Annotated in this window: 19 protein-coding genes; 1 reads left to right on the top strand and 18 read right to left on the bottom strand. The window is 45.2% G+C overall.

The window, feature by feature from the left end; genetic code table 11:
- Window positions 1-140 precede the first annotated feature (140 nt).
- The 17 genes from AC23P2_RS27660 to tsaD all read right to left on the bottom strand — a co-directional run bounded on the left by AC23P2_RS27660 (window position 141) and on the right by tsaD (window position 18,363).
- Window positions 141-596 (bottom strand): lipocalin family protein, encoded by a 456-nt coding sequence (locus AC23P2_RS27660; protein ID WP_487776193.1) that lies wholly within the window; start codon window positions 594-596, stop codon window positions 141-143.
- Between the two features lie 169 nt (window positions 597-765).
- Window positions 766-1,161 (bottom strand): hypothetical protein, encoded by a 396-nt coding sequence (locus AC23P2_RS27665; protein WP_487776194.1) that lies wholly within the window; start codon window positions 1,159-1,161, stop codon window positions 766-768.
- 407 nt (window positions 1,162-1,568) lie between these two features.
- Window positions 1,569-1,979, bottom strand: a complete 411-nt coding sequence (locus tag AC23P2_RS27670; RefSeq protein ID WP_487776195.1) for a cupin domain-containing protein — start codon at window positions 1,977-1,979, stop codon at window positions 1,569-1,571.
- 113 nt (window positions 1,980-2,092) lie between these two features.
- A complete protein-coding gene (locus AC23P2_RS27675) occupies window positions 2,093-3,220 on the bottom strand; it encodes an ATP-binding protein (RefSeq protein ID WP_487776196.1) in 1,128 nt (375 codons plus the stop codon).
- 289 nt (window positions 3,221-3,509) lie between these two features.
- Window positions 3,510-3,770 carry an MvaI/BcnI family restriction endonuclease gene (locus AC23P2_RS27680; protein WP_487776209.1) on the bottom strand — a complete coding sequence of 87 codons (261 nt, stop codon included), beginning with the start codon at window positions 3,768-3,770 and terminating at the stop codon, window positions 3,510-3,512.
- Window positions 3,767-4,537, bottom strand: a complete 771-nt coding sequence (locus AC23P2_RS27685; protein WP_487776197.1) for an HNH endonuclease — start codon at window positions 4,535-4,537, stop codon at window positions 3,767-3,769. Before AC23P2_RS27685 ends, AC23P2_RS27680 begins: the two co-directional genes overlap by 4 nt.
- A gap of 411 nt (window positions 4,538-4,948) precedes the next feature.
- Window positions 4,949-6,109: a Gfo/Idh/MocA family protein gene (locus AC23P2_RS27690; RefSeq protein WP_472491959.1), complete on the bottom strand. Its 1,161-nt coding sequence runs from the start codon at window positions 6,107-6,109 to the stop codon at window positions 4,949-4,951.
- A 114-nt stretch (window positions 6,110-6,223) separates the two neighbouring features.
- Window positions 6,224-7,255 (bottom strand): sugar phosphate isomerase/epimerase family protein, encoded by a 1,032-nt coding sequence (locus AC23P2_RS27695; protein ID WP_472491961.1) that lies wholly within the window; start codon window positions 7,253-7,255, stop codon window positions 6,224-6,226.
- A gap of 37 nt (window positions 7,256-7,292) precedes the next feature.
- Entirely contained in the window at window positions 7,293-8,513 is a 1,221-nt protein-coding gene (locus AC23P2_RS27700; RefSeq protein ID WP_487776198.1) for a hypothetical protein, read from the bottom strand.
- A gap of 67 nt (window positions 8,514-8,580) precedes the next feature.
- Window positions 8,581-9,648 (bottom strand): aldose 1-epimerase family protein, encoded by a 1,068-nt coding sequence (locus AC23P2_RS27705; protein ID WP_487776199.1) that lies wholly within the window; start codon window positions 9,646-9,648, stop codon window positions 8,581-8,583.
- 169 nt (window positions 9,649-9,817) lie between these two features.
- Window positions 9,818-10,630 (bottom strand): alpha/beta fold hydrolase, encoded by an 813-nt coding sequence (locus tag AC23P2_RS27710; RefSeq protein WP_487776200.1) that lies wholly within the window; start codon window positions 10,628-10,630, stop codon window positions 9,818-9,820.
- A 29-nt stretch (window positions 10,631-10,659) separates the two neighbouring features.
- Window positions 10,660-11,487, bottom strand: coding sequence for a sugar phosphate isomerase/epimerase family protein (locus AC23P2_RS27715; protein ID WP_487776201.1), 828 nt, complete (start codon window positions 11,485-11,487; stop codon window positions 10,660-10,662).
- A gap of 11 nt (window positions 11,488-11,498) precedes the next feature.
- On the bottom strand, window positions 11,499-12,575 hold the full coding sequence (locus AC23P2_RS27720; RefSeq protein ID WP_487776202.1) for a ThuA domain-containing protein: 1,077 nt from the start codon (window positions 12,573-12,575) through the stop codon (window positions 11,499-11,501).
- A 32-nt stretch (window positions 12,576-12,607) separates the two neighbouring features.
- Entirely contained in the window at window positions 12,608-13,459 is an 852-nt protein-coding gene (locus AC23P2_RS27725) for a sugar phosphate isomerase/epimerase family protein (RefSeq protein WP_487776203.1), read from the bottom strand.
- Between the two features lie 263 nt (window positions 13,460-13,722).
- Complete coding sequence (locus AC23P2_RS27730) at window positions 13,723-14,493, bottom strand: 3-keto-disaccharide hydrolase (RefSeq protein WP_487776204.1); 771 nt, start codon at window positions 14,491-14,493, stop codon at window positions 13,723-13,725.
- 340 nt (window positions 14,494-14,833) lie between these two features.
- Complete coding sequence (locus AC23P2_RS27735) at window positions 14,834-17,236, bottom strand: T9SS type B sorting domain-containing protein (protein WP_487776205.1); 2,403 nt, start codon at window positions 17,234-17,236, stop codon at window positions 14,834-14,836.
- 125 nt (window positions 17,237-17,361) lie between these two features.
- Window positions 17,362-18,363: a tRNA (adenosine(37)-N6)-threonylcarbamoyltransferase complex transferase subunit TsaD gene (tsaD, locus tag AC23P2_RS27740; RefSeq protein WP_487776206.1), complete on the bottom strand. Its 1,002-nt coding sequence runs from the start codon at window positions 18,361-18,363 to the stop codon at window positions 17,362-17,364.
- 42 nt (window positions 18,364-18,405) lie between these two features.
- Between tsaD and AC23P2_RS27745 the strand changes: the two genes are divergently transcribed.
- On the top strand, window positions 18,406-22,989 hold the full coding sequence (locus tag AC23P2_RS27745; RefSeq protein WP_487776207.1) for a translocation/assembly module TamB domain-containing protein: 4,584 nt from the start codon (window positions 18,406-18,408) through the stop codon (window positions 22,987-22,989).
- A gap of 27 nt (window positions 22,990-23,016) precedes the next feature.
- On the opposite strand, the gene AC23P2_RS27750 is transcribed toward AC23P2_RS27745, so the two are convergent.
- Window positions 23,017-23,631, bottom strand: a 615-nt coding sequence (locus tag AC23P2_RS27750; protein WP_487776208.1) for a TlpA family protein disulfide reductase, incomplete at its 5' end; no start/stop codon positions are given.

A 23,631-nucleotide genomic window follows, 5' to 3' on the forward strand; every position in this document is an offset into this window, starting at 1 on the left:
TGAACCTGCAATATCTCTTTGTCGATTCTTTGACTAACCATCCAAATCACGTTTGCGTATCCATGGTAAATTTTGTATTCTATTTAATAGGCAATGAGAGCCGTTGAAGATGAAAATGTTACACAAAAAAAGGGAAAATTTTACGGATGCTCAAACAACAGCCGATACACAAAGCCTCCGTCGTTGTATTGGAGCTGTAGCATAGATTCGGACAGCTCAGTGACTTTGTATTCGTACAAACCCAAGCCAGAATCCCCCGTTTTGATGTTGATTTTGAGGGTATTTCCATCTTCGCTCAACGACCAAATTCCCGTATGAATAATTTGCGGGTCGTTGGGGGCGCATTTGGTTGCGCCAGCGTTGTATTCGTATTGTTTTTTAGCAGTAAAAACGTAAATGTCGTCTCTGAAGCAATTGGGTGTGGCCGAAAGCCTATCTTCGTAGCGACTGCCCAGTTGGACGGTATAAGCCGTGACGTACCACGGTTTGTCGCTCAAAAAACGTTCTTTGGGTGGTAAGCTGGGTTCTTTGGTGCAAGAAACCAAGGAAGCAACGAAAAGAAGACCAAAAATGAGGGATTTGAAAAGCGTGTTCATGGGATTTGTGTTGTTTTTTGTTCAAAACAACGACACGCTTCTGTCTCCCTCAAGTGAAAATAGACGAGCAACGCTTTTCTTCGACAGACGACCGCTTTTGCCCCACTTTGTTAGGCTCACCTGTTTGATGGTACGGTAGGCATCTAAAACTTTGTCCTTGGGGAAAAAGTCAATTCCTGTATTTCTCTTTTTTGCGAAACACAAATCCAGATCGGCTAAAACTACTTTCTGGGACGGTATTTTGTGGGAACGCATTGACGTACTCAAAGCCAAGACTTGACATTGTATTCAACAAATCGGTTTGGTTGCTAATTTTTAAGTAACTTTTGTTCTCTAACAGGTCTTCTAACTTTTGTAGAGGTACCCCAAACTTTGAGTTTTTGGCCTGAATAGCGATTCGAATGCTGCTACTTAAAATAGAAGTTACATTGTCGCAATTGACGATAATATATTCTGGAAGCTCTTCGACCTTAACAGTTTTGCCGTTTGAAGATAAAATCTGTGCGTAAGAATTGGTTAAAAATAGAACGGCAAAGAGTGGTATGATTAAATTCTTTTTTTTCATGGGCTATGTTGGTTGATGGGTGAATAATAGGGGAGGCGGTTTTCCTTTGGGTATAAAACAATTCAACTTTTCAGATTGTTTTAAGTGCTAGAACAAAAAACGCTGTTTTTGGCCTTTTGACTTTTTACTTTTCCGAGTTTGCAATCTTCCGTAATTAATTTTAAAAAAATCGTTAAAATCTGCGTTTTCACTGGTTTGAATAACCATTGAGTTTTCGGCGTTGTTGTTGATGTCGGTGTAACAGTAAGCAGCGATGGTTGCCCAGGGGGTTTTGCCAGTGGTGGAAAAATCGCCAAGTGTCACAAAAAGTTGTCTTGGCCATTTATTTATCGTCGAATTTTTAGTGCTTTTTTGTAATCAATTGAAAGATGTAAAACTCTCAAAGAAACGGGTTGCTTCATTTTTGACTACTCCTGATTATTTTCAAACCACTTGACAATGGAAGGCATATTTCGTTCAAAACCACCTGGTATAAAAAAATTAAGTACACCTGATTTTTCATTTGTATTGTTCGCAAAGTCGTGAAAAGTCTTTGCTGGTATTCTTAAAAACATTCCTTTGCCGACATCTATCCATTCGTCACCCACTAGAATAGAAGTAGTACCCTCAATGCCATAAAATACCTCATCATTGTCCTCGTGCTGATGTACCCCTGGCCCTACGGAGTTTGGCTCAAGCCACCACTCAGATATACTGTACTTGTCAGAAGTTTCGTTTTCGTCGGCCTTGAAGACCGCAGTCATTGTTCCGCATTTGTAAACTCTACCTTCACCTGCTTTAAGAAACAATTTGTCAGAGGCATTTTGGGGGTGTGTCATAGTTGATTAAGTGTAACGACGGTCATTTTAATCGTTTCGTCGTCAAGATACCATTATTTTTTCTCCTAAGAATTGTTGAGTAGGCCAATTTTCTGCGGGGGATTGGAAAAATTTCAGATAAACTCCCAATAGTTGGCGCGGTTGATACACGTAAAGCTAGAAGCAGGATAGGCTTCCAGCCACGATTGTGGCGGTTTGGCTATTTTTTCGGAAAATTTAAATTCAAAACCTGCCAATTGGCCATCGGCTTCTTCGATATAATCCAGTTCGGCACCTGTGTAAGTTCTCCAAAAGTAGGAGTTGACAAAACGTCTTTGGTACGCATTGTTTTTAAGGCGTTCAACAACGAGAAAGTTCTCCCAAAGTTGCCCAGCATCGGTACGAAAATCAAGTGTATTGAAATTGTTGATAAGGGCATTGCGTACGCCTAAATCATAGAAATAAATTTTGTCCATTTTGACCACTTCTTTTCTGAGATTTCGGCTAAAACCTGACAAACGAAACACTACAAATGCCTTTTCGAGTAAATCTATGTAAGACGCTACCGTTTCTTTGCTCATTTGCAGCGTATTTCCCAATTCATTGAGCGACACCTCCGAACCCGCTTGGAAGGCCAACAATTTTAGCAGTTTTTTGATTTTATCGGGGTGCTTAATCGTGCTTAGTTCCAGAATGTCTTTGTATAAGTACGAGCGAGTCAGTTGGGTAAGAAATTGCACTTTATCGGCTTGATTAGGCAACGAAAATACGTCTGGATAAGCGCCAAAGCGCAGAAAAGTCTCTAACCCGTGATTCAATTCAAAAAGATTTTGTTGTTGCCTAAGCTCAGAAAAAGAGATAGGAAAAAGCGAAAAAGTCCAAGTACGGCCCGTTAGCGGTTCTTGGGTGCGGTTGGCTAATTCAAAAGACGAAGATCCCGTGGCAATAATTTTCAATTCGGGCAGGGCATCGTGTAAGATTTTGAGGTTGATACCTATGTCTGGGATTCGTTGGGCTTCATCAATAAAAAGCAATTCATAACCATCGGTAAGCATACGCATTTTCGTCAGGTCACGGCTCGAAAAAACGTCGTTGTATTTTTCTTCATCGGCATTGATAGACAGGCTTTTATAAGGTAACTGTGAAAGGAGCTGCTTTACTAAGGTTGTTTTTCCTACCTGTCTTGCTCCGTAAATAAGGATGATTTTCGAGGAATGATTAAGCTTCTCTAGTAGCTCAGTCAGTAAGAATCGTTGTATCATATTCTCTAAATTAGCGTTAATTAGGCTAGTTTATTAGCTAAATTAGCGTTAATTTGGAGAATAACAAAATAAAACGCCATGCTTCACAGAAATCCTCCTGAAATCAAATAGCCTTTCCAACACTCATCGCTTTATAAAGACGTTCTTTCTGGAAAGGTCGAATCTTTTTTGTCATGCCGTAGGCATCTAAAATCGTTGGGTTTTTCAAGCGGAAGACAAAAGATTGAAGCCTTTTGATAGTTGTTGTTTGCAAGATGCGAACGACTGCGTGGGAATTTGAATTCAATTCTCAATACCTCAACACGTCCACAACCTCATTCCTCTTATATAGCGAACCCAAAAACTGTGAGCTCATACGGAACTGACTACGGCGTTTCACAACGGGTTTTACGGAGATATTTTCCATTTTGATTCCTGGGTCGTAGTAAATATTGCCCAAGTGCATCTGTGCCAAAAATAGCTGAAAGTCGGCTTCTTCACCAAGCGTAACAAGATTGCCGTAGCAATACTTCTGAAGTGTTATTTTTTCTTTGTACCTTCTCCTCGTTATATTTTAAATCGTTCTTCGTTATGATATTTCAAAAACTCGACGTCAGGTAAAAAACGTGAAGGAAGAATAATTGGTTGATTGTCAAACTTACCAAAGAAATCGAGCGTATGTTGATTTTTGTTTTTTAGTATTAGTGGCGAAACTTTCACTATATAATCAGGGGTAATTGTAATATATCCTGTCTCAAATGCTTTGTCGTGTAAAGAGTTGATTGCTATTCCGTTTCTTGGATTTAATCTATTCTTTTCATCAATCCCCCACGGGCGAATGTGTCCTGCTATTAAAAATTCAGGCTTATTAATTCCAGTAATACAACAAGTATTATTGTATGCAGCTAATATCGAACTCCTAAAAAATGATTGATTAACTCTTACTTTTACAATCTGTTCTCTTGTTTTTCCTTCTTTTAGCAGTTCATCTTCGGGAATTTGGTGTAATTGCTCTACAGTTGTTTGCTTAAATTGTGCCAATAAATTTTCGCTCTCATAGGAAAGTATATCCCAATTGTTAAAAAATTCATTCCAAATTTCATTATCTGCTTTACTTGCATTAGAAGCTCCATTTATGCCTCTCGCTTTTAGACTTGGGTCTAAGCTGGCAAAGTTTACTAATTTATATGCTACTGAACTTGGCGTCCTATTTATCAGATTGGCAAGATTTATTACTTCTGGATTTAATCGATGTAAACGGCCAAAGGGCAATTTACAATACAAGTTAATTGCCAATATCAATTCGTCTTTTGTCCATAGTCTTTGACCTTGTTTCATAATAAATCTCCATTATTAAAATCTTCATCATATTGCATTTCAAACTCTTTTTTGCATTTTATATTGATACACTTATGGATTTGAGTTTGATATTTTGTTTGGGGTATCTCTAAAATTATCTCTGACCTTGAACCACAATTTGGGCAAGTTGCTGGCTGGTCAGAGTAGATAAAAATCTCAGAAACAGGGTTCACTAGAAGGTAGTTTTTGTAATATTAGAGATTGAATGGAAAATTCTATCCATTAAGAATAATTCAGCAAAATAAAAAAAGTCTTCTTACCAATAGAAACTTAAATAAAATGTTTAACGAATGGCTAGATGAATTGATAAATGAAAAAAAGCCATGATTACAAAATACAAAGTTTTGTGTAACCTTTCCAAGGTTCAAAACCTTGGAAAGGTTAAAATTATTATCCAATCGCTTCCGCCCCCGTATCTTTCCAGCTACGAGAGTTAGCAGATTCGATTACCGCTTCGCATACCTTTTGAGTTTGGAGCGCGTCTCTGAACGTTGGGCCGCAAGGTGAGCCGTCTTCGAGGCTTTTCAAGAAATCGGCTACTTGGTGGATAAAGCTATGCTCATAGCCAATACCGCAACCTGGAATCCACCAACGGTTCATGTACGGTTGGTCGCCGTCGGTCACGTGGATAGAGCGCCATCCGCGTACGATAGATTCGTCCTTGTGGTCGAAGTATTCGAGGCGGTTCAAATCGTGCAAATCCCAACGAATCGAAGCGTGTTCGCCGTTGATTTCAAACGTATAAAGGGCTTTGTGGCCGCGTGCATAGCGCGTTGATTCAAACAAGCCCAACGAACCATTGGCAAAATGACAGTGGAAAAGACACGCATCGTCGATGCCCACAGGCTCTACTTTGCCCGTGAGCTGGTGCATCCGCTCTTTGACGAAGGTTTCAGTCATGGCCGATACGTCGGTGATGGCGCCGTTGAGCCACATCGCGGTGTCGATACAGTGCGCCAACAAGTCACCTGTTACGCCCGAACCCGCCGAGGCTACGTCCATGCGCCACAAACCCGTTCCTCCTTGCGGTAGGTCGGCGTTGATGGTCCAGTCTTGTAGGAAGTTGGCGCGATAGTGAAAAATCTTGCCCAATTTTCCCGAATCAATGATTTGTTTGGCCAATGTCACCGCAGGAATCCGACGGTAGTTGTACCAAACGGTGGTTTTTACGCCTGCTTTTTCGGCCGCTTCCACCATGGTTTCGCCTTCGGCCAAGGTGCGCGCGAGTGGTTTTTCGCACAAAATCATTTTTCCCGCTGCCGCCGCTGCCAACGCGATTTCGGCGTGGCTGTCGTTGGGTGTACAAATATCAACCGCGTCGATGTCATCGCGGGCAATCAATGCTTTCCAGTCGGTTTCGTACGACTCAAAACCCCACTGCTCGGCAAATGCCTGTACATTTTGAGGGTTACGTGAGCAAACGGCCTTTAATACTGGGCGGTACTCCAATTCTGGGAAGAAATTGGCAATTCGGTTATATCCATTGGCGTGGGTACGGCCCATCAAACCCGTCCCAACTAATCCGATTCTGATTTCTTTTTTAGCTGACATAATGAATGTTTTTTGTCAATTCTTTATTATTTCTTTGTCATGTTGAGCGGCAGCGAAACATCTAAAACCACGTACGGGCAGCCCCATCCTATCTTCTGAATGACAAAAGGGAGACTAGCCTACCCAACCGTGTGCTTTGCGCACTTTTATCATAGCCGCAAGGATGTCATTCCACGTTTGTTGGTTGTTCATGACCGCGTTCGGGAACATACAGCCGTCCCAGCAAATGTGTTTGAAAGCTTTGGTCAACTCACCGCTTTCGTCACGGAGCCAAAGCCCTGCGTCGTTGGTGATGTCGAGTTTACCGTTGGGGTCAGTTGCTTGGCAGTGGCGGCCTGTTTTGTCGTGCGAGCCAGAACCAAACACGGTACCGTCGTTTTGAGCCACGTGGAAGTCAATCGTCCAAGGACGAAGCGCCGCCGTCAATTTGCGTAAACCTTCGAGGAACGTTTCACGGTCACCCCATTGAAAATCTTCGGGCAACACGCGGTGTTCAGGGGCATTGTAACCCAACAAATAGAGCGTTGTGTGCGACATATCAGCTTGGAAACCAATGTTTTTACGGTCAACGGCCTCCAATGTGTCGAGCATGTATTTCCACGAGTGCATCCCGCCCCAGCAAATTTCTCCTTCGGCGGCTAGGCTTTCACCAAAATCAGCAGCTACGTCGCAGGCTTCGCGGAAGGTTTGGGCGATGAGTTTGGTATTTCCCGCAGGGTCATTTGCCCAATCGTGCGGGCTACTTGCCGAGTCGATACGCACAATGCCGTTCGGACGAAGTCCCCACTCGCGGAGTTTTTGGCCGATGTGGCATGATTTACGTACCATTTCTACAAATTCGGCACGTTGTTCTTTGGTACCCATCGCTGGCCCACCCCAGATAGGAGCTACCAAGCTACCTACTTCGAGGCCGTGCTTGGCTACTTTGTCGGCGAGGCGTTTGATGCCGTCGTCAGATATATCAAGGTCGTAGTGCGGGTCAAAAAGACCAACGTCCACGCCGTCAAATTTTACGCCATCCACTTCTGCTGCCGCAGTCATTTCGAGCATGGTGTCAAATGCAATTGCGGGCTCTGAATCAGGGCCTTTACCCACAATCCCAGGCCATGTGGCATTGTGGAGTTTTGGAAAATTGTTTTCTGCCATTGTTAGAAAAGTTTACGTTTTGGTTTGGGGTTTGTGATTATTTTACTATTACTAAATCAGGGTTATTAGGCCCGAAGTGCTTCAACATCACGATAGGGTCAGTTGACGAATAGTTGGTAATCGTTACGCCTTCTTTTGCGGCTTTTTCAGTCACAAAAAACTCGTCGTTGGTCAACTGTCCGTAGCGAATCAAGGCAGGCGTTTCGATGTTCCAAACGCCCATTTTACCGTGTCCTTGCATCATGATTAAACCGTATGCCGCGCTGTCTTTGATGGTTACGGTAGCGCCAGGCAAGACGGTGAGTTCTTTGGCACTGTATGCTTCGGATCTATAACAAATCCAGTTTTCTACGTATCCTTGGGCTTGCATATCTTCCAACGGATGTACGGGCCTAGGCATCATAAAGTGATTGGCGGCAAAATTAGGGTCAACGTTGGCTTCCCAGTCAATCACCGAAACCAACTCATCATAATCTCCCATCTTGTCTTGTGGCGTGCCGTTCCAAAGTAATTCTTCTGGTACAATTGCCTCATTGACAAGGCTTTGGTACATTGCGAAAATGTCAGATGCTTTTTGTGGTTCGTAGGTACACAAGCTACCTGGCGCGTGCAAAATTCCTGGAGGTACGTCCCAGCCTGTGCCTGGCTCTAACTTATAAGCTGACGAGAAATTGGTAATCTTGTTGTCGCCTTTATTGAAGTCCATCAAGCATTGCTTAATTTGTTCTTTGGTCGTACCTGGAGTGATTCCGAAGAAGGTATAAGGGAAATCACCACCGTGGTTGTTGAGTTGGGGAGGGAAATAATAGGCTTCGGGTTTTCCATTTTGCCCTACCAAAGCTGCCTTTTCGTCGTTGTGGTGAATGTGGTGAGGAAGAGGACCCATGTTGTCAAAAAACTTGGAGTACATCGGCCAGCTTTGGTATTCGTCCCAAAGGCGGTCTCCAACGATTTCGCCTTTCAATTCGTCGATGACGTCTTTTAATAACAGTTGTTCAGTTTGTCCACCGTCTTCATACACTACTTTGCTCAAGCCTTCATGTTCGCCCGTTAGTGGGCCATTTTTGGCAGGAGTCGTAGAAGAAAGCCAACGCTCGTCGATACCACCACGAACACCGCCTAATACATAATAATCGTCGGGGTGAAGTTTAATACGACGACCAGGAACGCAAAATGAGCGAGGAACCCACGTGGGGGCTAGACGTAAAATACCTTGCCCTTGCTCTAACGCTTTTGCTGCTATACTTGAATTTGCCATTTTTTCAGGGGGTGCAATTGCACTTGTTAAGAGTTAATGAATGAAAGTTGTGTGTGTATAATTTGAGTTAACCAACAAAATCGCGAAGTGCGGCCGAGTCAGTAATGATTTCAATTTCAAGGGTGTAGCTCCGCTTTTCGCCTGGAGCCAATTCGATGAGGGTGTTCTGAGCCCGTGCGGCGGCTTGCCCAATCGGTGGGTGGGTGCCAGGCTCCAGTCCCGTTACGTACTCGCCTTTGCCCCAGTGCTGCCAGTTGGTGAGCCAAGGTAGCTGTGCTTTGGGAAAACGAATGGCCACCGCAAAACCGAGCGCTTCGTTGTACACGCCACAAGTCGCTTGGCCGTGGGCGTCAGCATCGATGTCGATAAAGGCGGCTTCCTCTCCAAAGCCATTGTGGGCTTCGAGTGGGGCAGGACAACGGCGAAAATCGTTGTCGGCGTTAAAAATCGGATTTTGAGGATTTTCATCGCGCGACTTCCACTTTCCTTGCCACACCAAGCGGGCTCCTTCATCCACCAGCGGCCAACCGAAGTTGCAGTGGTAGAGCATCATGTGCGGGGCGGGGGTATTGGCGCGGTTGAGGACTTCGTCGTGGATTTTGATGGTCGGTTTTCCAAGCGTACCCGAAATCGTCCGACGGAGTTCCAAAACGGGGCCAAAAACGCGGGCTTGTTTGATGATGCCCGTAATACTCATGTCTAGTTTTCCAGCCGCAGGGTCGGGTTGAACAATCGACTCGATTTCGGCGGGAATATTGCTGATTTCGCCGTGCAAACCACGCTGACCGTATTCGTCCGACTCGGGGCCACCAACGTGGCTCAACCCGCAGGTCGTTACCAAACCACCCCCAAACGTCCGAAGCCAATCAATGCCTCCGTCCGAAAATGGTTGAGGAGGCGTAACCCCTGCGTGACTCAACCACGCCAAGCCGTGCTGATTGTAGAACGCCTCGGCAATGTCCATAGCGCGGTCAAGCACCACTTTATAGCGAAGACCCGTTCCTGTATTGATCCAAGCAATGCGCGTACCACGTCCTGCACCATTGTCGAGGACGGAGGTTTCGATGCCTCCCCACTGCGCCGCGTGTGACAGTTTATTGGTCCAAGGTTGCGTGTTTGTTTCGTTTGTATTCATAAATGAATTTCGTTACCTGTTAATCGTATTATTGCTCCAGAGGAGCTACATCTTAGTAGAAAGAATGACCCAGCTCTTACCCAAAGCCCCATCGGGGTGGCATCTTTTTTTAATGCGTTTAATTTGATAACTATTTAATCTCGATTAACTTTTGACGGTGCTATAGCACTTAACTATGCTGAATTAACCAATTCTTCACGCGTGGATTAAAGTCGTCCAAGTGCTCAAAATGGAAAATGTGTCCCGCTTTCTCGTATAAATACAATTCGGCGTTAGGAATCGCATTGGTCACTTCTTCGGCCATCCAAACGGGCGTAAAAATGTCTTCGCGGCCACCAATAACAAGGGTCGGCTGAGTGACGTTGGGCAAATCGGCCAAGGCATTGTGCGAAATGCAGGCTGCTGCTTGTCCTTCTAATCCGTGTAAAGGCTGTGGAAAAGGGTCGAGGCCAGCTTGGGTACGCCCCGCTTCCAGTTCAGCTGCGATTTGCTCGTTGTCCCACGATGATTTTGAATAAATCAATTGCTGAATGTACAAGCTAAATTCCTCAGGACGGAAGCGTGCTTTGCAGTGCATCATGTGGGTGAAAATGGCTTTGGCCGCATTGTCGCAACGCGCCCAAGGACACATGAGTACCAGCGAGCGTACTTTTTTTGGGTGACGGATGGCGAGTTGTTGGGCAATCGTACTTCCCATCGAACAACCCACTACGTGGACATTTTCTAAACCCAATGCTTCTAACAAACCCGCATAATCGTCAGCCATTTGGGCCGTTGTGTAGGGGCCTTGCGGTTTATCCGTTTTGCCTACGCCACGGTTGTCACCAATGATGCACCGAAAATCGTTTGCCCAGTACGAAGCGTGAGGCTCCCACACACCGCCTGCCGCCGTGATTCCCATGATGAGGAGCAACGGCTCGGCATCGGCAGCACCCCGCTCTTCGTAATAAAAATTAATACCGTTGGTTTGAACAAAAGGCATAGCTTATTTGAATGACGAAATGATGGTGATTATTTCAGATTTGGGATTAAATCATTTAAAATCCAACGCCCGTCGTGGAGGGTTACAAAATCGGGATCGTCAAGGGCTTCCTCGCCTTCGTCTTCGCAGATAATCCAACCCGAATAATTGATGTCTTTCAACCACTGGGTAACACCCAACAAATCCACTTTACCGCGTCCCATCAACGTAAATTCAGGATTTCCATCCCAATCTTTGTAGTGTACGTGGTTGATAAGCGAGGCGTATTCTTTCATTTTGGTGAGAGGGTCCATATCACCATTGATGATGTGGCCTACGTCTGGCGTCCAACCCGTTACGGTAGCATCCAACGACTCCAACACGATTTTATAATCTTCTTCGGTACGAATGATGGACGAATGCGGTGAGTTGGGGTGAAAACTACAAGGTACTCCTAAAGCATTGGCGCGTGCTGAAACGGTGTTGACGATATTCACCAGGCTTTTCTGACGCGCGGCTAAGTCGTGGCGACCCGTCGGAATTTGTACGGTGTTTAAAACCGCTCCAGGAAAACGCTGTAATAAAGCGATGGCGTTGTCGGCGATGCGGCGTTCGTCTTCGCTTTCACCGTTGCCGTTCCACTCCAAGGCCAAAGCCACGGCGGCTAGTTCGATGCCTTGTTCTTTCAATTTAGCTTCCAACAAGTCGGGGTTTACCAGATCGCCCATCCACGTAAAAATGGGCTGAATTCCCGTAAAACCTGCTTTGGAAATGATTTCAATCATGTGGCCCAAACGCCCTTGGTGGGTGGTGCCGTTTCCGCTCATAAACCAAGTGTAAACCTCAGAACCGAAACGAAAGGGAAGTGATGCTGACATAAAATGATGGGTTATTTTTTCTTGAATATTTCACCTGGCATGATTAGCGAATTCCAATCGGCCAAATCGGCGGGTTTTACTTTTGTTTTGTAACCGTCAAAATTGAAAGGTGTCGGCTGGTAAGGACCGACAAATTCAATTGGATTGTTAGCTTTGATTTTTTTCTCCATTCCCATTGCCCAAAGGGCAGCGTTGATTGCCATGCGGCGGAATCCTTCGTTGAGCAGGTCTTCCGACGCCCCGTGGGTGGTAGTAAAAGCACGCCCCGTTGGCCCAGACTCGACCGAGTAGTTTTTCACCCAAGCGACGGGCAAAAGTTCTTTGGTTGGATCAGGTTGAGAAGAGGGCGTCATGCCGTTAAGTACTTGACCACGGGCCAAAGTCGTAGTGCCTTCGTTGGGGTAAGCCGTGTATCCACCCGACTGTACCCAAACCTCTTTGACGCCCCGCAAAATAGGATGTTGTTTTTGAGAATCTTCCAAGATGAGTTTTGAAGATTGTTTGTGGTTGGTGCCATAGTGAGACACCCAAGTTTCGCCCAAAACCAACTCTCCAAAGCCGTCTTTCCAAGCACTTTTTTCCCCTTTGTAATTCCAAGAATAATGCTCCCATTTGGCATTGCCTTTGTTGTTAAAAGCATGGGTAGCCGTACGGAAAGCAACAATGGGGCCTCCGCGACGAATGTAAGCGTCGAAGTGCTGCATTTCTTCGTCGTCGAAATTAGAAAATCGGGTAAACAACACCATCAAATCGGCCTTGTCCAACGCCGCCAATCCTTTGAGATTAGAGCTTCCTGGAAGGATGTGACCGTTGTCGTCAAGTCCAAAAATAACTGTACAAGTGAACCCGTAGCGTTTGGCCAAAATACGCGCCAGTGCGGGTAATGATTCTTCGCTTCGGTATTCGTGGTCGGTGGTAATAAATACAATGTTTTTGCCCCGTCCTGGGCCTTTTTCGCCCTTATATACGATTTGATAGGCCGATACTGGATGAGGCCGTTGCTCCGAAGCAGTGGGTTGGTGGAGGCGGAACCCAAAAGCACCGAGCAGCAAACTGCACCAAACTATCAAAAGACCGCTTTTTTTCATAGAAAATGGTATTTCAGCGCATTGGATTTTAGTTACAAATGATGCTTGATAGACATTTCGCGAATAAATGTCAGTCCATTTTCGGCAATGTGCCAAGGATCGTTGTACTCGCGCCATACCCCAATCGCATTGGCAAAATCAGGGTCGTTGCGAGAAAAGGCTTCAATGGTTAACCAACCTTTATAGCCTACAGCGGCCAATCCCGCAAACGCATTGTCCCAAGGAATGTGGCCATCGCCTGGCGTACCACGGTCGTTTTCGCTGATGTGGACGTGGCTCAAATACGGTGCAATGGTACGAATAGCCGACTCGTATTTTTTCTCTTCGATGTTGGCATGGTGCGTGTCAAACATGGCGCGCACGTTGGGGTGGTTGGTAAGCTGTACCAAGTTGGCAAGGTGCTCCATGGTATTGCAGAGATAGCACTCAAAGCGATTGAGGGCTTCGGGTGCTAGAATAAGATTAGCTTGAGCGGCATATTCGCCAGCGGCGTGTAAGGCCTCGGCGGCGCGAGCAAACTCATCTACGGTAGCTGGACGGGCCACAAAATGGGCGTGTGCGGAGTGGAAAGGGCCGCAAAGTACCTCGGCGTTTAGGTCGTGCGCGCGGTCAATTACCCATTTGAGTTGGTCGAGGGCTTGGGCGCGAACGGTAGCCGATTCGCTCACGGGGTTGGTGTCGGGGCTAACGACCGTTACGGCGGTTACTCCCAGTCCTAATTCACGGGAGCGATTTCCTACGCGTTTGTAGGCGTCTTCGTCGGGTGCGCCGATAAAGTATTCCACACCGTCGTAGCCAATTTCTTTGAGACGCTCAATGATGGGAAACAATTCGTCAGACATCCCCGCTGACCATGCCAATACATTAAATCCAATTTTATTCATATTCTTTTCTTCTTTGTTTGTTGACTGTTACTTGGAATTGCTACTGTACCCGAAGATTTTCGTTTGATAACCCTTTCATCTGCGTGAACCTGTTAAATCTGTGTCATCCGTGTGCTAGTATCGACAATTTGAGCACACAGACGATACGGATTAGACAAGGTTTTTATGGATTTAGAAAATACTCGAACGGAGCAGGGAAGTACATAATTAGTAATGACTACAATTAATGGTTAACAGCTAACGATTAACATTGCTCATAATACTTACAGTTGCTTCAAACGGAGGTTGCGGTATTGTACTTTCATGGGAGGCCCTACGTGAACTTGTACACCCAAAAATCCTTTTGATTTGCCGTTTACTTGGTCATTGTCGGTCACATCGCTCATCAACACGCCGTTGATATAATGCTGTAAACGATTGCCTTTGATAATCAAATGAAATTCATTCCAATCTTCCGACTTGATTTTAGTTTTTAATTCGTCCGATGTTCCCAACGAACCCGTTACTTGGAGGTCTGTCCAGGCATTGCGTTTTACTTTGGCACGTACTTGCTCGGGTGTCATTGGGGAAGACTGAGGGCTAATCGTTGTGATTTGACCACGGTAGGCGAGGGTAGTACGTTTACGCTCTTCGTAGTTTTGGCCTGTGTAGTTGATTTGCCCATCAATATCAGCTTGATAGCCTTTCAAGGCAAACGGAACATCGGTTAATCGTTCGCTGCGATAATTGATGCCTGAGTTACCCGCTTTGGCAATGTTAAATTCGCCTTTGAGTTCAAAATCAGCAGGTTCGCCTCCTTTCCAGATAAGGAAATTGTTGGCTTTGAGCAATGTACTTGGAGTAATTTCGCCGATAAGTACACCGTTTTCGGCGCGCCAGTAGGTAGGGTCGCCGTCCCAACCGTCGAGGTTTTTACCGTTAAAAATTTGTTTAAAGCCTTTTTCAGACGAACCTGAGCTGGTGTTAGAAACTTTGCAACCACCAAGAACGATCAAGGCTGACAGAAATCCTGCTTGTAGAAGTTTAGTACTCATTTTGTTAAGCATGTAGATAACGATTTTATGTTTTAGGAATAAGCCTGGCATTTAGTCACAAAAATGATTTGGGAACTAAGCAACGGACAAATTAATATTCAAATATTTCTAAAAAGAGTGTGAAAGACTATCCTACACCTACCTGCTCATTGGTTTTATTTTTGACTGTATTTGCGCTGTACGCTGCATTTTTTGGCTTATAATCAGTTGTTTACCCATTCTGTTGGAATACAAAAAAAGAGCAGCTACGAGCCCAAAGTCATGTTATTCTAAAGCAAAAAAAGGGGCATTATTACCCCTTTTTATTGATAAAATATGTGAAGATTGTGCAGAATTTGCGCTATCGAAGCAGTAGTACCTTGCCCCGCAGAGCTACATTGTTTGACTCTGTATTGGGCAAAATGAGGTAGGTATATTCGCCGATGGGAGCGGGGTTATTTTCGTAAAAACCATCCCAAGGCAAAGGCCGTTCTTTCGACTGGTGGTGAATGAGCTCGCCCCAGCGGTTGTAAACAAAAATCTCTGCGTCGGGAAATCGCTCCAAGTTTTTGATTTCCCAAGTATCATTGGTGCCATCGCCATTGGGGCTAAATGCGTCGGGAATGAACATCAATTCTACCACCACCACTTTAATGCTAATTTGAGAACTACAGCCGTTGGCGGCGGTGGCTGTCAATGTATAAGTCTCAGTCGTAGGGGTTAAAATGTTGGTTTGTAGTGCATTAAGGTCGTCAACACCCGTTGGGGGCGTCCATTGGTAAGTTTCACCGTTGGGCGTTTCGCTTTGGACTTGCACAGACACCGAAGTCTCTTTTAATTGAGTAACGCTGCTGGGCGCTTTTAAAACGGGAACGGGTTTGACTTCCAAAACGCGGGTTTTTGACAAGACACAATCATTGCCAAAGCTCACCTTATACTGAACCGAATGAAGGCCAGTGCCTGCTTTTTGAACGTTTAGGTTGTTTGTCTCTACCCCGCTCCCTTCAAAAATACCTCCTGATGGACTGGCCTGAAGCGCTACCCGAAGTGCAGGGTCATAACAAACTGCCAAGAGAGAGTCGAATCGGATGGTATCTGCCAATACTTGGGTAATTCTTTGGGGGTCTGAAAGGGCCGAACAGCTACCACTGGAAACCCGCACCTGATAGGTTCCTGCGAGCTTGGCGTACAATTCGTTGGAGCGCTGGGGTAATACCTGACCATTAAAACGCCACTCGACAGAGAAATCGGGGGAGAGTGCTATTTGTAGTCGAATAGAATCACGGTTACATAATAGGTTTTTGGGCAATGAAATTTCTGGTTTTGAAGGCGAAGGACGCTGTACGACATAGGCGGTGTCGCGACTAATACAGGCATTAGTACCACGAACGGCAACGATATAGGTGCCGAGCTGGGTAGTGCTCAAACTGTGACGGGTTTCGTTGGGGAGTACTGTGCCGTCTTTGCGCCATTCATACACAAATCCGTTTCCTTGGGTGGTTTGCACCAGGGCTGTATCTCCGTTGCAAATTCTGAGGGTATCAGTAGGGGTAAAACGGAGGCTAGGGCCTTTGGCTAATACTACCCTGACCAGCTGCGAGATTGTGTCAACGGCGCATTGGCGCGTATAGCTCGCAGTTACTTGATATTCACCCGCTTGACTGATGCTAATGCTCGTATTCTTTTCATTGGGTATGTTGATGCCATCTTTTTGCCATTGGTACGAAACGTTGGGTTGTGACGTAAATTGCAGGGTCGAATTTGTTCCCTCGCAAAGCTCCACCACCGAGGCTGGCAGTGCAGTGTTGGTGCTATTGAATACGGTTGGCACAGGAGGTGGAGCACCGCTACAGTCAATGACTTTTAACTGAAATTCTCGACGGGTTGAACCTATTTTGACGCCATTTCGGTACTCTTCTACCAGAATGGCAAACGCATATAAGCCTAGTTGGGAGGCTTTTACCGTAAGGAACCCAGTGCTAGGGTGAATTGCTAGGGTAGGGTTGCCTGGAATAACGTTGGAAAGGCCATAGCCTGCTGCCCATCTAACTTCCGGATAAGAGCTGCGCGATTCGCCCAAACCAAAGGCAGCTACTTCAGAAGTATAACCATTTAGGGGAGTAACCAGTGAGTACCGCAATTCATCGCCATCAGCATCAGTAGCACTCATGTTCATTCTAAATGGTCTGTTGATGCAGATATATTCGCCGTTGGGAATACTAAAATTGGGAGAAGAGTTGCGAAAAAAACGACCGTTTTGGGTAAGCGCAGGAAACTCTAAGGTAAAAACCATGCCGACATTCCGCCCAGTTTCGTTCAAATTATCTACCCCTGCCGTGCGGCAACAGCGCTCCCAAATGATGTAATAACCACTTGGGTCGTTGTAAAGGGCAGGATTCAGGTTGATGGTGCGGCTATAAATTTGAGCGATAGTTCGAAGCCTTTGGGTACCCGCACAGGCTTCGTTTTGGTAGATGATAGGTTTGTTTTGATTGACTTGTTGGGTCAATTCAAACGAAGTTATTGGGGCATGGTCTCGTTTACGGAAAACATAAACGATAGCGCTTTCGTCATTGTTAGAGTTTGGCCCCCCCACAACAGGATTGAGCGTATTGGCGTCTGCATAAAGCGTGAGGGTGAGGATATAACTCCCCTGCGTAGGTTGCGCTATCATCCGAAAATCTCCGCCAAAAATATGGACAGCCCAGCCATCAATCACCGTACATACGGCAAGTACAAGTACAAAAATCACTCGCTTCATCATCTTCTGCTCTCAAAACGTTCAGGGTTGTTTTTAAAAGAATTATAAAGCTAGTGATTTTGTGATTAAAATGCTAGTCTATTGCTAGTCAATGACTTGAAATTTTAAAAGATTTTATTAAACGGCTGCTAAAACGCCATGCGAGGCAAGGGGCTCACGGTTTGCTCACAGAAAGCGGCTTGCTCAAATTTGAAATGGGCGGCCATGGCAATCATGGCGGCATTGTCGGTACAATACTCAAAACGCGGGATAAAAACATTCCAACGTTCTTTTTCGCCGAGTTCCAAAAGTGATTTTCGTAATCCTGAATTGGCCGAGACGCCCCCCGCAATTGCAATGTCAGAAATACCCGTTTGGCGAGCTGCTTTACGGAGTTTTTGCAACAACATTTTGATGAGTGTATGCTGCACGCTAGCACATATATCAGCGATGTTTTCTTCGACAAACTGTGGATTCGTCTTGGTTTTACCCTGTAAAAAGTACAAAATGGACGTTTTGATGCCGCTAAACGAGTAATTGAGCCCAGGCATTTCGGAGAGCGGGAAATTATAAGCCAACGGATTTCCTTGTTGGGCGTGTTTGTCAACCAGTGGCCCTCCTGGGTAGGGAAGGTTGAGCAATTTGGCGGTTTTGTCGAAGGCTTCTCCTACGGCGTCGTCTTGGGTTTCTCCAATAATTTCCATGTCGAGGGGCGAGCGTACCAACACAATTTGGGTATGTCCACCGCTGACCGTCAGGCACAAAAACGGGAAGGAAGGAGTTGGGTCTTCAATAAAGTGCGCCAATACGTGCGCCTGCATGTGATTTACCTCAATGAGTGGTATGTTTAGCCCCAAAGCAAAGGCTTTGGCAAACGATGCGCCCACTAATAATGCACCCAAAAGGCCAGGGCCGCGCGTAAAAGCGATGGCATTCAGGTCTTTTTTGCTTACTTTTGCATCCAGAAGCGCCTTTTCGACCACAGGGACAATGTGTTGCTGATGGGCACGAGAGGCTAATTCGGGGACAACCCCACCGTATTTTTGGTGAATCACTTGTGTCGCTACAATGTTGGAACAGATTTTGCCGTTAGAGATAACGGCCGCGGAAGTTTCATCACACGAAGATTCGATGGCTAAAATAGTTGACATTTGTTGAAAATTTACGTTACTTGTTGAGTACTCGCCCAGCCCATGAAGCGTATCCTTTGGTACATCTTGAACGCACTCTTTATCCTCTTTGTCACAGTCGTGCTGTTGGCAGAGATGATAAGCCTATGTGTTCAATTTCCATTGATACAAACCTCGCTCGTCGGCTATGTTACCCAAAAACTTTCTAAAGAACTTCAGCACCCGACTTCCGTCGGAAAGGTAAGCATTAAATGGTTCAACGCCGTTTCGCTCGAAAAAGTTGAGATTCGCGACCGCAAAGGCCGTCCCATGATTCAAGTGGAGCGCCTCGACGTCAACCACGACTTTTGGGCGCTGGCGATGGGCAAAGATAAAAAGACTTTTGGGACATGGCTCGATGAGGCTACGCTTTACCGTCCTTCGGTATGGTTGGTGAAAAACCCAAAAACGGGCGATTTGAACTTGGATGAGTTTATTTCCCGCATCGAAGAGCTGACTGCTAACCCCAATTCGCCAGGGGTAAAAGACCAAAATGTGCCGTTTTATATCAAACAAGTGCATTTGATTGAAGGGACGTTCCGTTTTGATGATCCTCGTGAGCAACGGATGTCGGGTAAAGCCTTCGATTACAACCACTTTACCTTGAAGGGTATCAGCGGGGAGGCCAAGAGTTTTATGGTTTTAGGGGATACCATCGCCCTCAAAGTTCGGGGGCTACATACCTACGACAAACGCACCAATTTGACGGTAAAAGGGTTGAATTCCAACGTGATGTACTGCCGTACCAAGCTGGAGTTGGCAGATTTATACGCGCCCATTGGCAATTCGATTATTAAAAATTATATTTCTTTCAATTATGACAAACCGTCGGCGTTTGGTGACTTTAACGCCAAAGTGCTGATGAAAGCCCACATTGACAGTTCGCGGGTGCGGTCAGAAGATTTGGGCTGGTTTGCCGATTATTTGTTTACCCTCAACGAAACCTGGAAAGTCCACGGAGATTTTTTGGGAACAGTCAACGACTTTAAGTTGACAAACACCGATTTGAGATTTGGTAAAAATAGCCGCCTGCGCGGGACAATCGCTTTTAAAGGAGTCACAGAATTTGCGACTTCATTGTTGGATTTTGACATGGTTGAGACGCGGGTCGATGCGGCCGATTTGTACCAATATTATCCCGAAAAATCGTTTAATGATTTGGCGAAAAAATTCGGGGTAGTGGATTTCTCGGGTAAATACAAAGGCACGATCGACCGCTTCAACATGAGTGGGGATTTTAAAACCGCGATGGGGCAAATCAACGTCCGGGCGCTTGAAATGAACCTCGCCGCTCCCGTTCCTACCTACGTAGCCGATATGAAAACCCAAGATTTTGATTTGGGAAAATTGGTGGAGGACGATGCGTTTTCTCAACTTGATTTGGACGGGAAAATAAGCGGAAAGGGATTTGATATTAAAAATGCGGGGCTGCGCCTTGATGGCAAAATGCCGAAATTTACCTACAATGGCTACGTTTATAAAAATGTATATCTGAACGGTACGCTGCAAAATAAGCTTTTTAAAGGCTCGGTGATTGTCCGCGATACCAACCTCATTGCTGACGTGGATGGAACTTTTAACTTTAATAAAGACAAGTACTCCTACCACGCCGAAGGTTTTGTACAACGCGCTGATTTGCGCGCGCTCAAGTTTATGAAAGACTCCTTGTTGATTCACACGGAGTTGAACGTGGACTTGGAAGGTAATACAATGGATGAAATGGTGGGCAAAGCGAAGTTTCTGAATAACTACGCTACGTTTAAAAACCGCAATTTGGTCGTTGATACCTTGTTGGTTGACTCTCGCTTAGAAGAGAAAAACCGTGACTTAGACATTCGCTCTGAGTTCTTTAATTTTAAAGCCAATGGGCGCTTTGAACCTACCAAAGCGGTGGTGGACTTAGCACGTTTGTTTGATGAATACCAAATGTATTTTTTGGGAGACGAAGCCGCCCAAATCGCATATTATGAAAACAAACAACTCAAGAAGCCAATTGGGGAGCGTTATAGTGTGGCGTATGACTTGAAATTTAAGAAAATGGATCGCCTGTTGGCGTTTCTTTTTCCAGAAGGGTACGTTTCCAACGGGTCGCGCGTGGAAGGAGTGTTTACGGTAGATAATACCTCAATGTTTTCGATGACGGGGCAATTAGATACCCTCAAAATTGGAAATAACTCGTTTTATCGCACTGAGTTGGATTTGAATACCTCAAAGTTTACCAATACGCCTCAAGTGCTTGCGTCGGCGATTGTTCGATCTGAACAACAAAAATTGGTTGGCATTGCCCCTACCGAAAATATGCAGATCGAGGCTGCTTGGAACGAAGACCACATTGCCTTTCGCAGTAACCTACGCCAACAAAAACTACCTAACCGCGCTACGCTCAATGGCGAACTTCGGTTTGTGGGCGACTACATGTCGTTGCAATTCAAAAAATCAAAACTCCGCTTGTTGGAGGAAGACTGGAACTTGGATGCTAACAACCTGATTACCATCAACGGTTCAGAAGTACTTTTGAGTAATGTCAACCTAAAGGCGGATAAAAAAGACCAGTTGATTTCTTTGAACGGAAAAATGTCCACCAACGCGCTGGAAGAATTGGCTTTTGAAACCCATAATTTTGAACTAGCTACGCTTAATCCCGTCTTGAATGTGAATCTTGGGGGCGTGGCCAACGGAAGCCTGACGATGAGGGATGTCTATCGAACCCTGATTTTTGATAGTCAGTTGCAAATTAAGAAGTTGACTTACAATAATTTCTTGATGGGGAACTTGATGGGGGATGGGGAGTGGGATCCTATTGATAAGCACTTGCACGTGGACATTCATTTGGACAAAAATGAGAAACGTGAATTTACCGTTACGGGCACTTATACCCCCGACCGCACCGACAATGAGTTGGACTTAACTGCGGAATTTAACGAAACGAACCTCAATTTGATCGAGCCGTTTGCGCGGGGTTTGGTGTCGAATATCACAGGTAAGGCGGTTGGCAAAGTGTCGGTGAAAGGAGCGGCGTTGTCACCCGTGCTGGATGGAACGGTGGATGTGAAAAAAGGACGTTTGACATTCGACTATTTGAAGGCAGTATTGTCGTTTGAAGACAAAGTGTATTTCGGAGAAAGTGATATTCGGGTAAAAAATCTTCGCCTTACTGACCCCGAAGGTAACGTGGCCAATTTGCGCGGAGGTGTTTACCACGATGGATTTAGTAAGTTTTCGTTGGGTTTTGATGCCGAAATGCGCAACTTCCGAATGCTCAATACAACGATTCGGGACAATGAACTTTTCTACGGAAATGCCTATACAACGGGTACCATGGAGATTTTTGGCCCCATTAATAATTTGAATATCAGTGCCGATTTGACCAGTAACAAAGGAACAAAAATATACATTCCACTTGATGGCGCGGCCGAAGTGGCTTCCGAAGATTTTGTTCAGTTTGTAGCGCCAGTGGAAGATACCACCACGCAAATTGCGAAAGAGGATAAAGTCATTCCCGCCCAAGAAAGTAACATCAAAATGGATTTTCGCCTCAACATGACGCCCGATGCGTACTGTGAAATCCAGTTTGACCGACAAGGGGGAGATGCCATCAAAGCTTATGGTCGTGGTTTGATTAATCTCAAAATTGATACCCGCGACGTGTTTGATATGGCAGGGTCGTACGAGATTCAAAACGGAGATTATTTGTTTACGTTACAAAACGTCATCAACAAGAAATTCCAAATTCAGAAAGGAAGCCGAATTTCTTGGACTGGCGACCCCTACGGCGCAACTCTTGACGTAAAGGCAAGCTATTTGTCCAACGTTTCGTTGGCACCCGTACTGTCGGCTAGTACTACTACGACTTCTACTTCCAACAACGATGCGCTTATGTCGCGCCGTTATCCAGTGGAAGTAACCATTGGCCTAAGCGAGCGAATGCTGTCGCCTCAAGTGACGTATGGTTTGAAGTTTAAGGAATATCCTGCGGCTTATTCGTACATCGTGACAGCCTTGGAAGAGCGCCTCAAGCGCGACGAACAGTCGCTGTCGCAGCAGGTGAGTAGTATGTTGTTGTTCGGGCAGCTTTTCTCCGATCAAAACAACATTTTGGCGCAATCAGCAACGGGTATTGGAAACAGCATTGGAGAAATGGTGACGAGCCAAATCAATAAATGGGGGTCGTCGTTGAATGAGAATTTAGAATTGGGCGTGTCGGGTTTAAACTTTAATTTGAACGACCCGACCATTAATGCCCTCAATAACTTGCAGTTACGTTTTTCGTATCGTTTCTTAAACGACCGTTTCCGCATCACCCGCGATGGCCGCTTGTCGTATGGGCAGAACCAATACGATGCGACGAGTTTGTTGCTGGATTGGACCCTAGAATACTGGCTCAACGACGACGGAAGTCAGCGTTTGCGGATGTACAATCGTAACGTCCAAAACCAGTATTTAGCTTCTACGGGAACACCAATGGCAGTATCGTATGGGGCTAGTTATTTGTTTACCCGTAGTTTCAATTCATTTAGAAATTTAGGGCCGAAAGAATCGCGCCCCGAAACCCTTCCCAAAACAGATTCTGGCAGGCTCACCACTTATCGTAACTCGGTAAAGAAGTAAAAGGGGGTGCCCACCACCCGTTTATCTTTAACTTTTCTTCAATAAATCATCAATCAAAAGTTTGAACAACTTAGTGTCTCTAACATCAGGAGGGAACAATTTTAAAATTTGACCTTTTTGGTTTAAAATAATGTACCTTGGTAAATACTTTATGTCAAATTTTTTGGCAAAATCAGATTTCATACCTCCAGAAACCCACGACGACTCTTCAGGTTTTAATTGCAATTTTTTTACACCTTTTCTCCAATTTTCTTCTTTATCATCCAAAGAAATTTTCAGAAAAGAAACCTTGTTCTCGTTTATGTAGTGCTCTTGCAATGCTTCAACATTAGGAAATGCTTCTATACAATTGCTACACCAACTAGCCCACAAATCAATGACAGTAATAGGGGTCAACTTCTCATTAAGTTTATACGCATCATTAGAGATTGTCAGAAGTTCAAAGTCGCTGATATAATCTTTCTCTGTGTATTTTGTTGAACTAGGCGCTATTTCTTCGTAATATCTCTTTCGAATAAATGCTTTTCTTTCTTCGTTTAGATAGGGATCATAGACTGTCATCAAGGAATCTATTGATGGATAATGAGTAAGCGAGAGGTAGCGCCTGGCGTTAGAGGCTATAAGATGTAAATTTCTGGCAAT

Source organism: Runella sp. R0.1_18 (assembly GCF_057652155.1).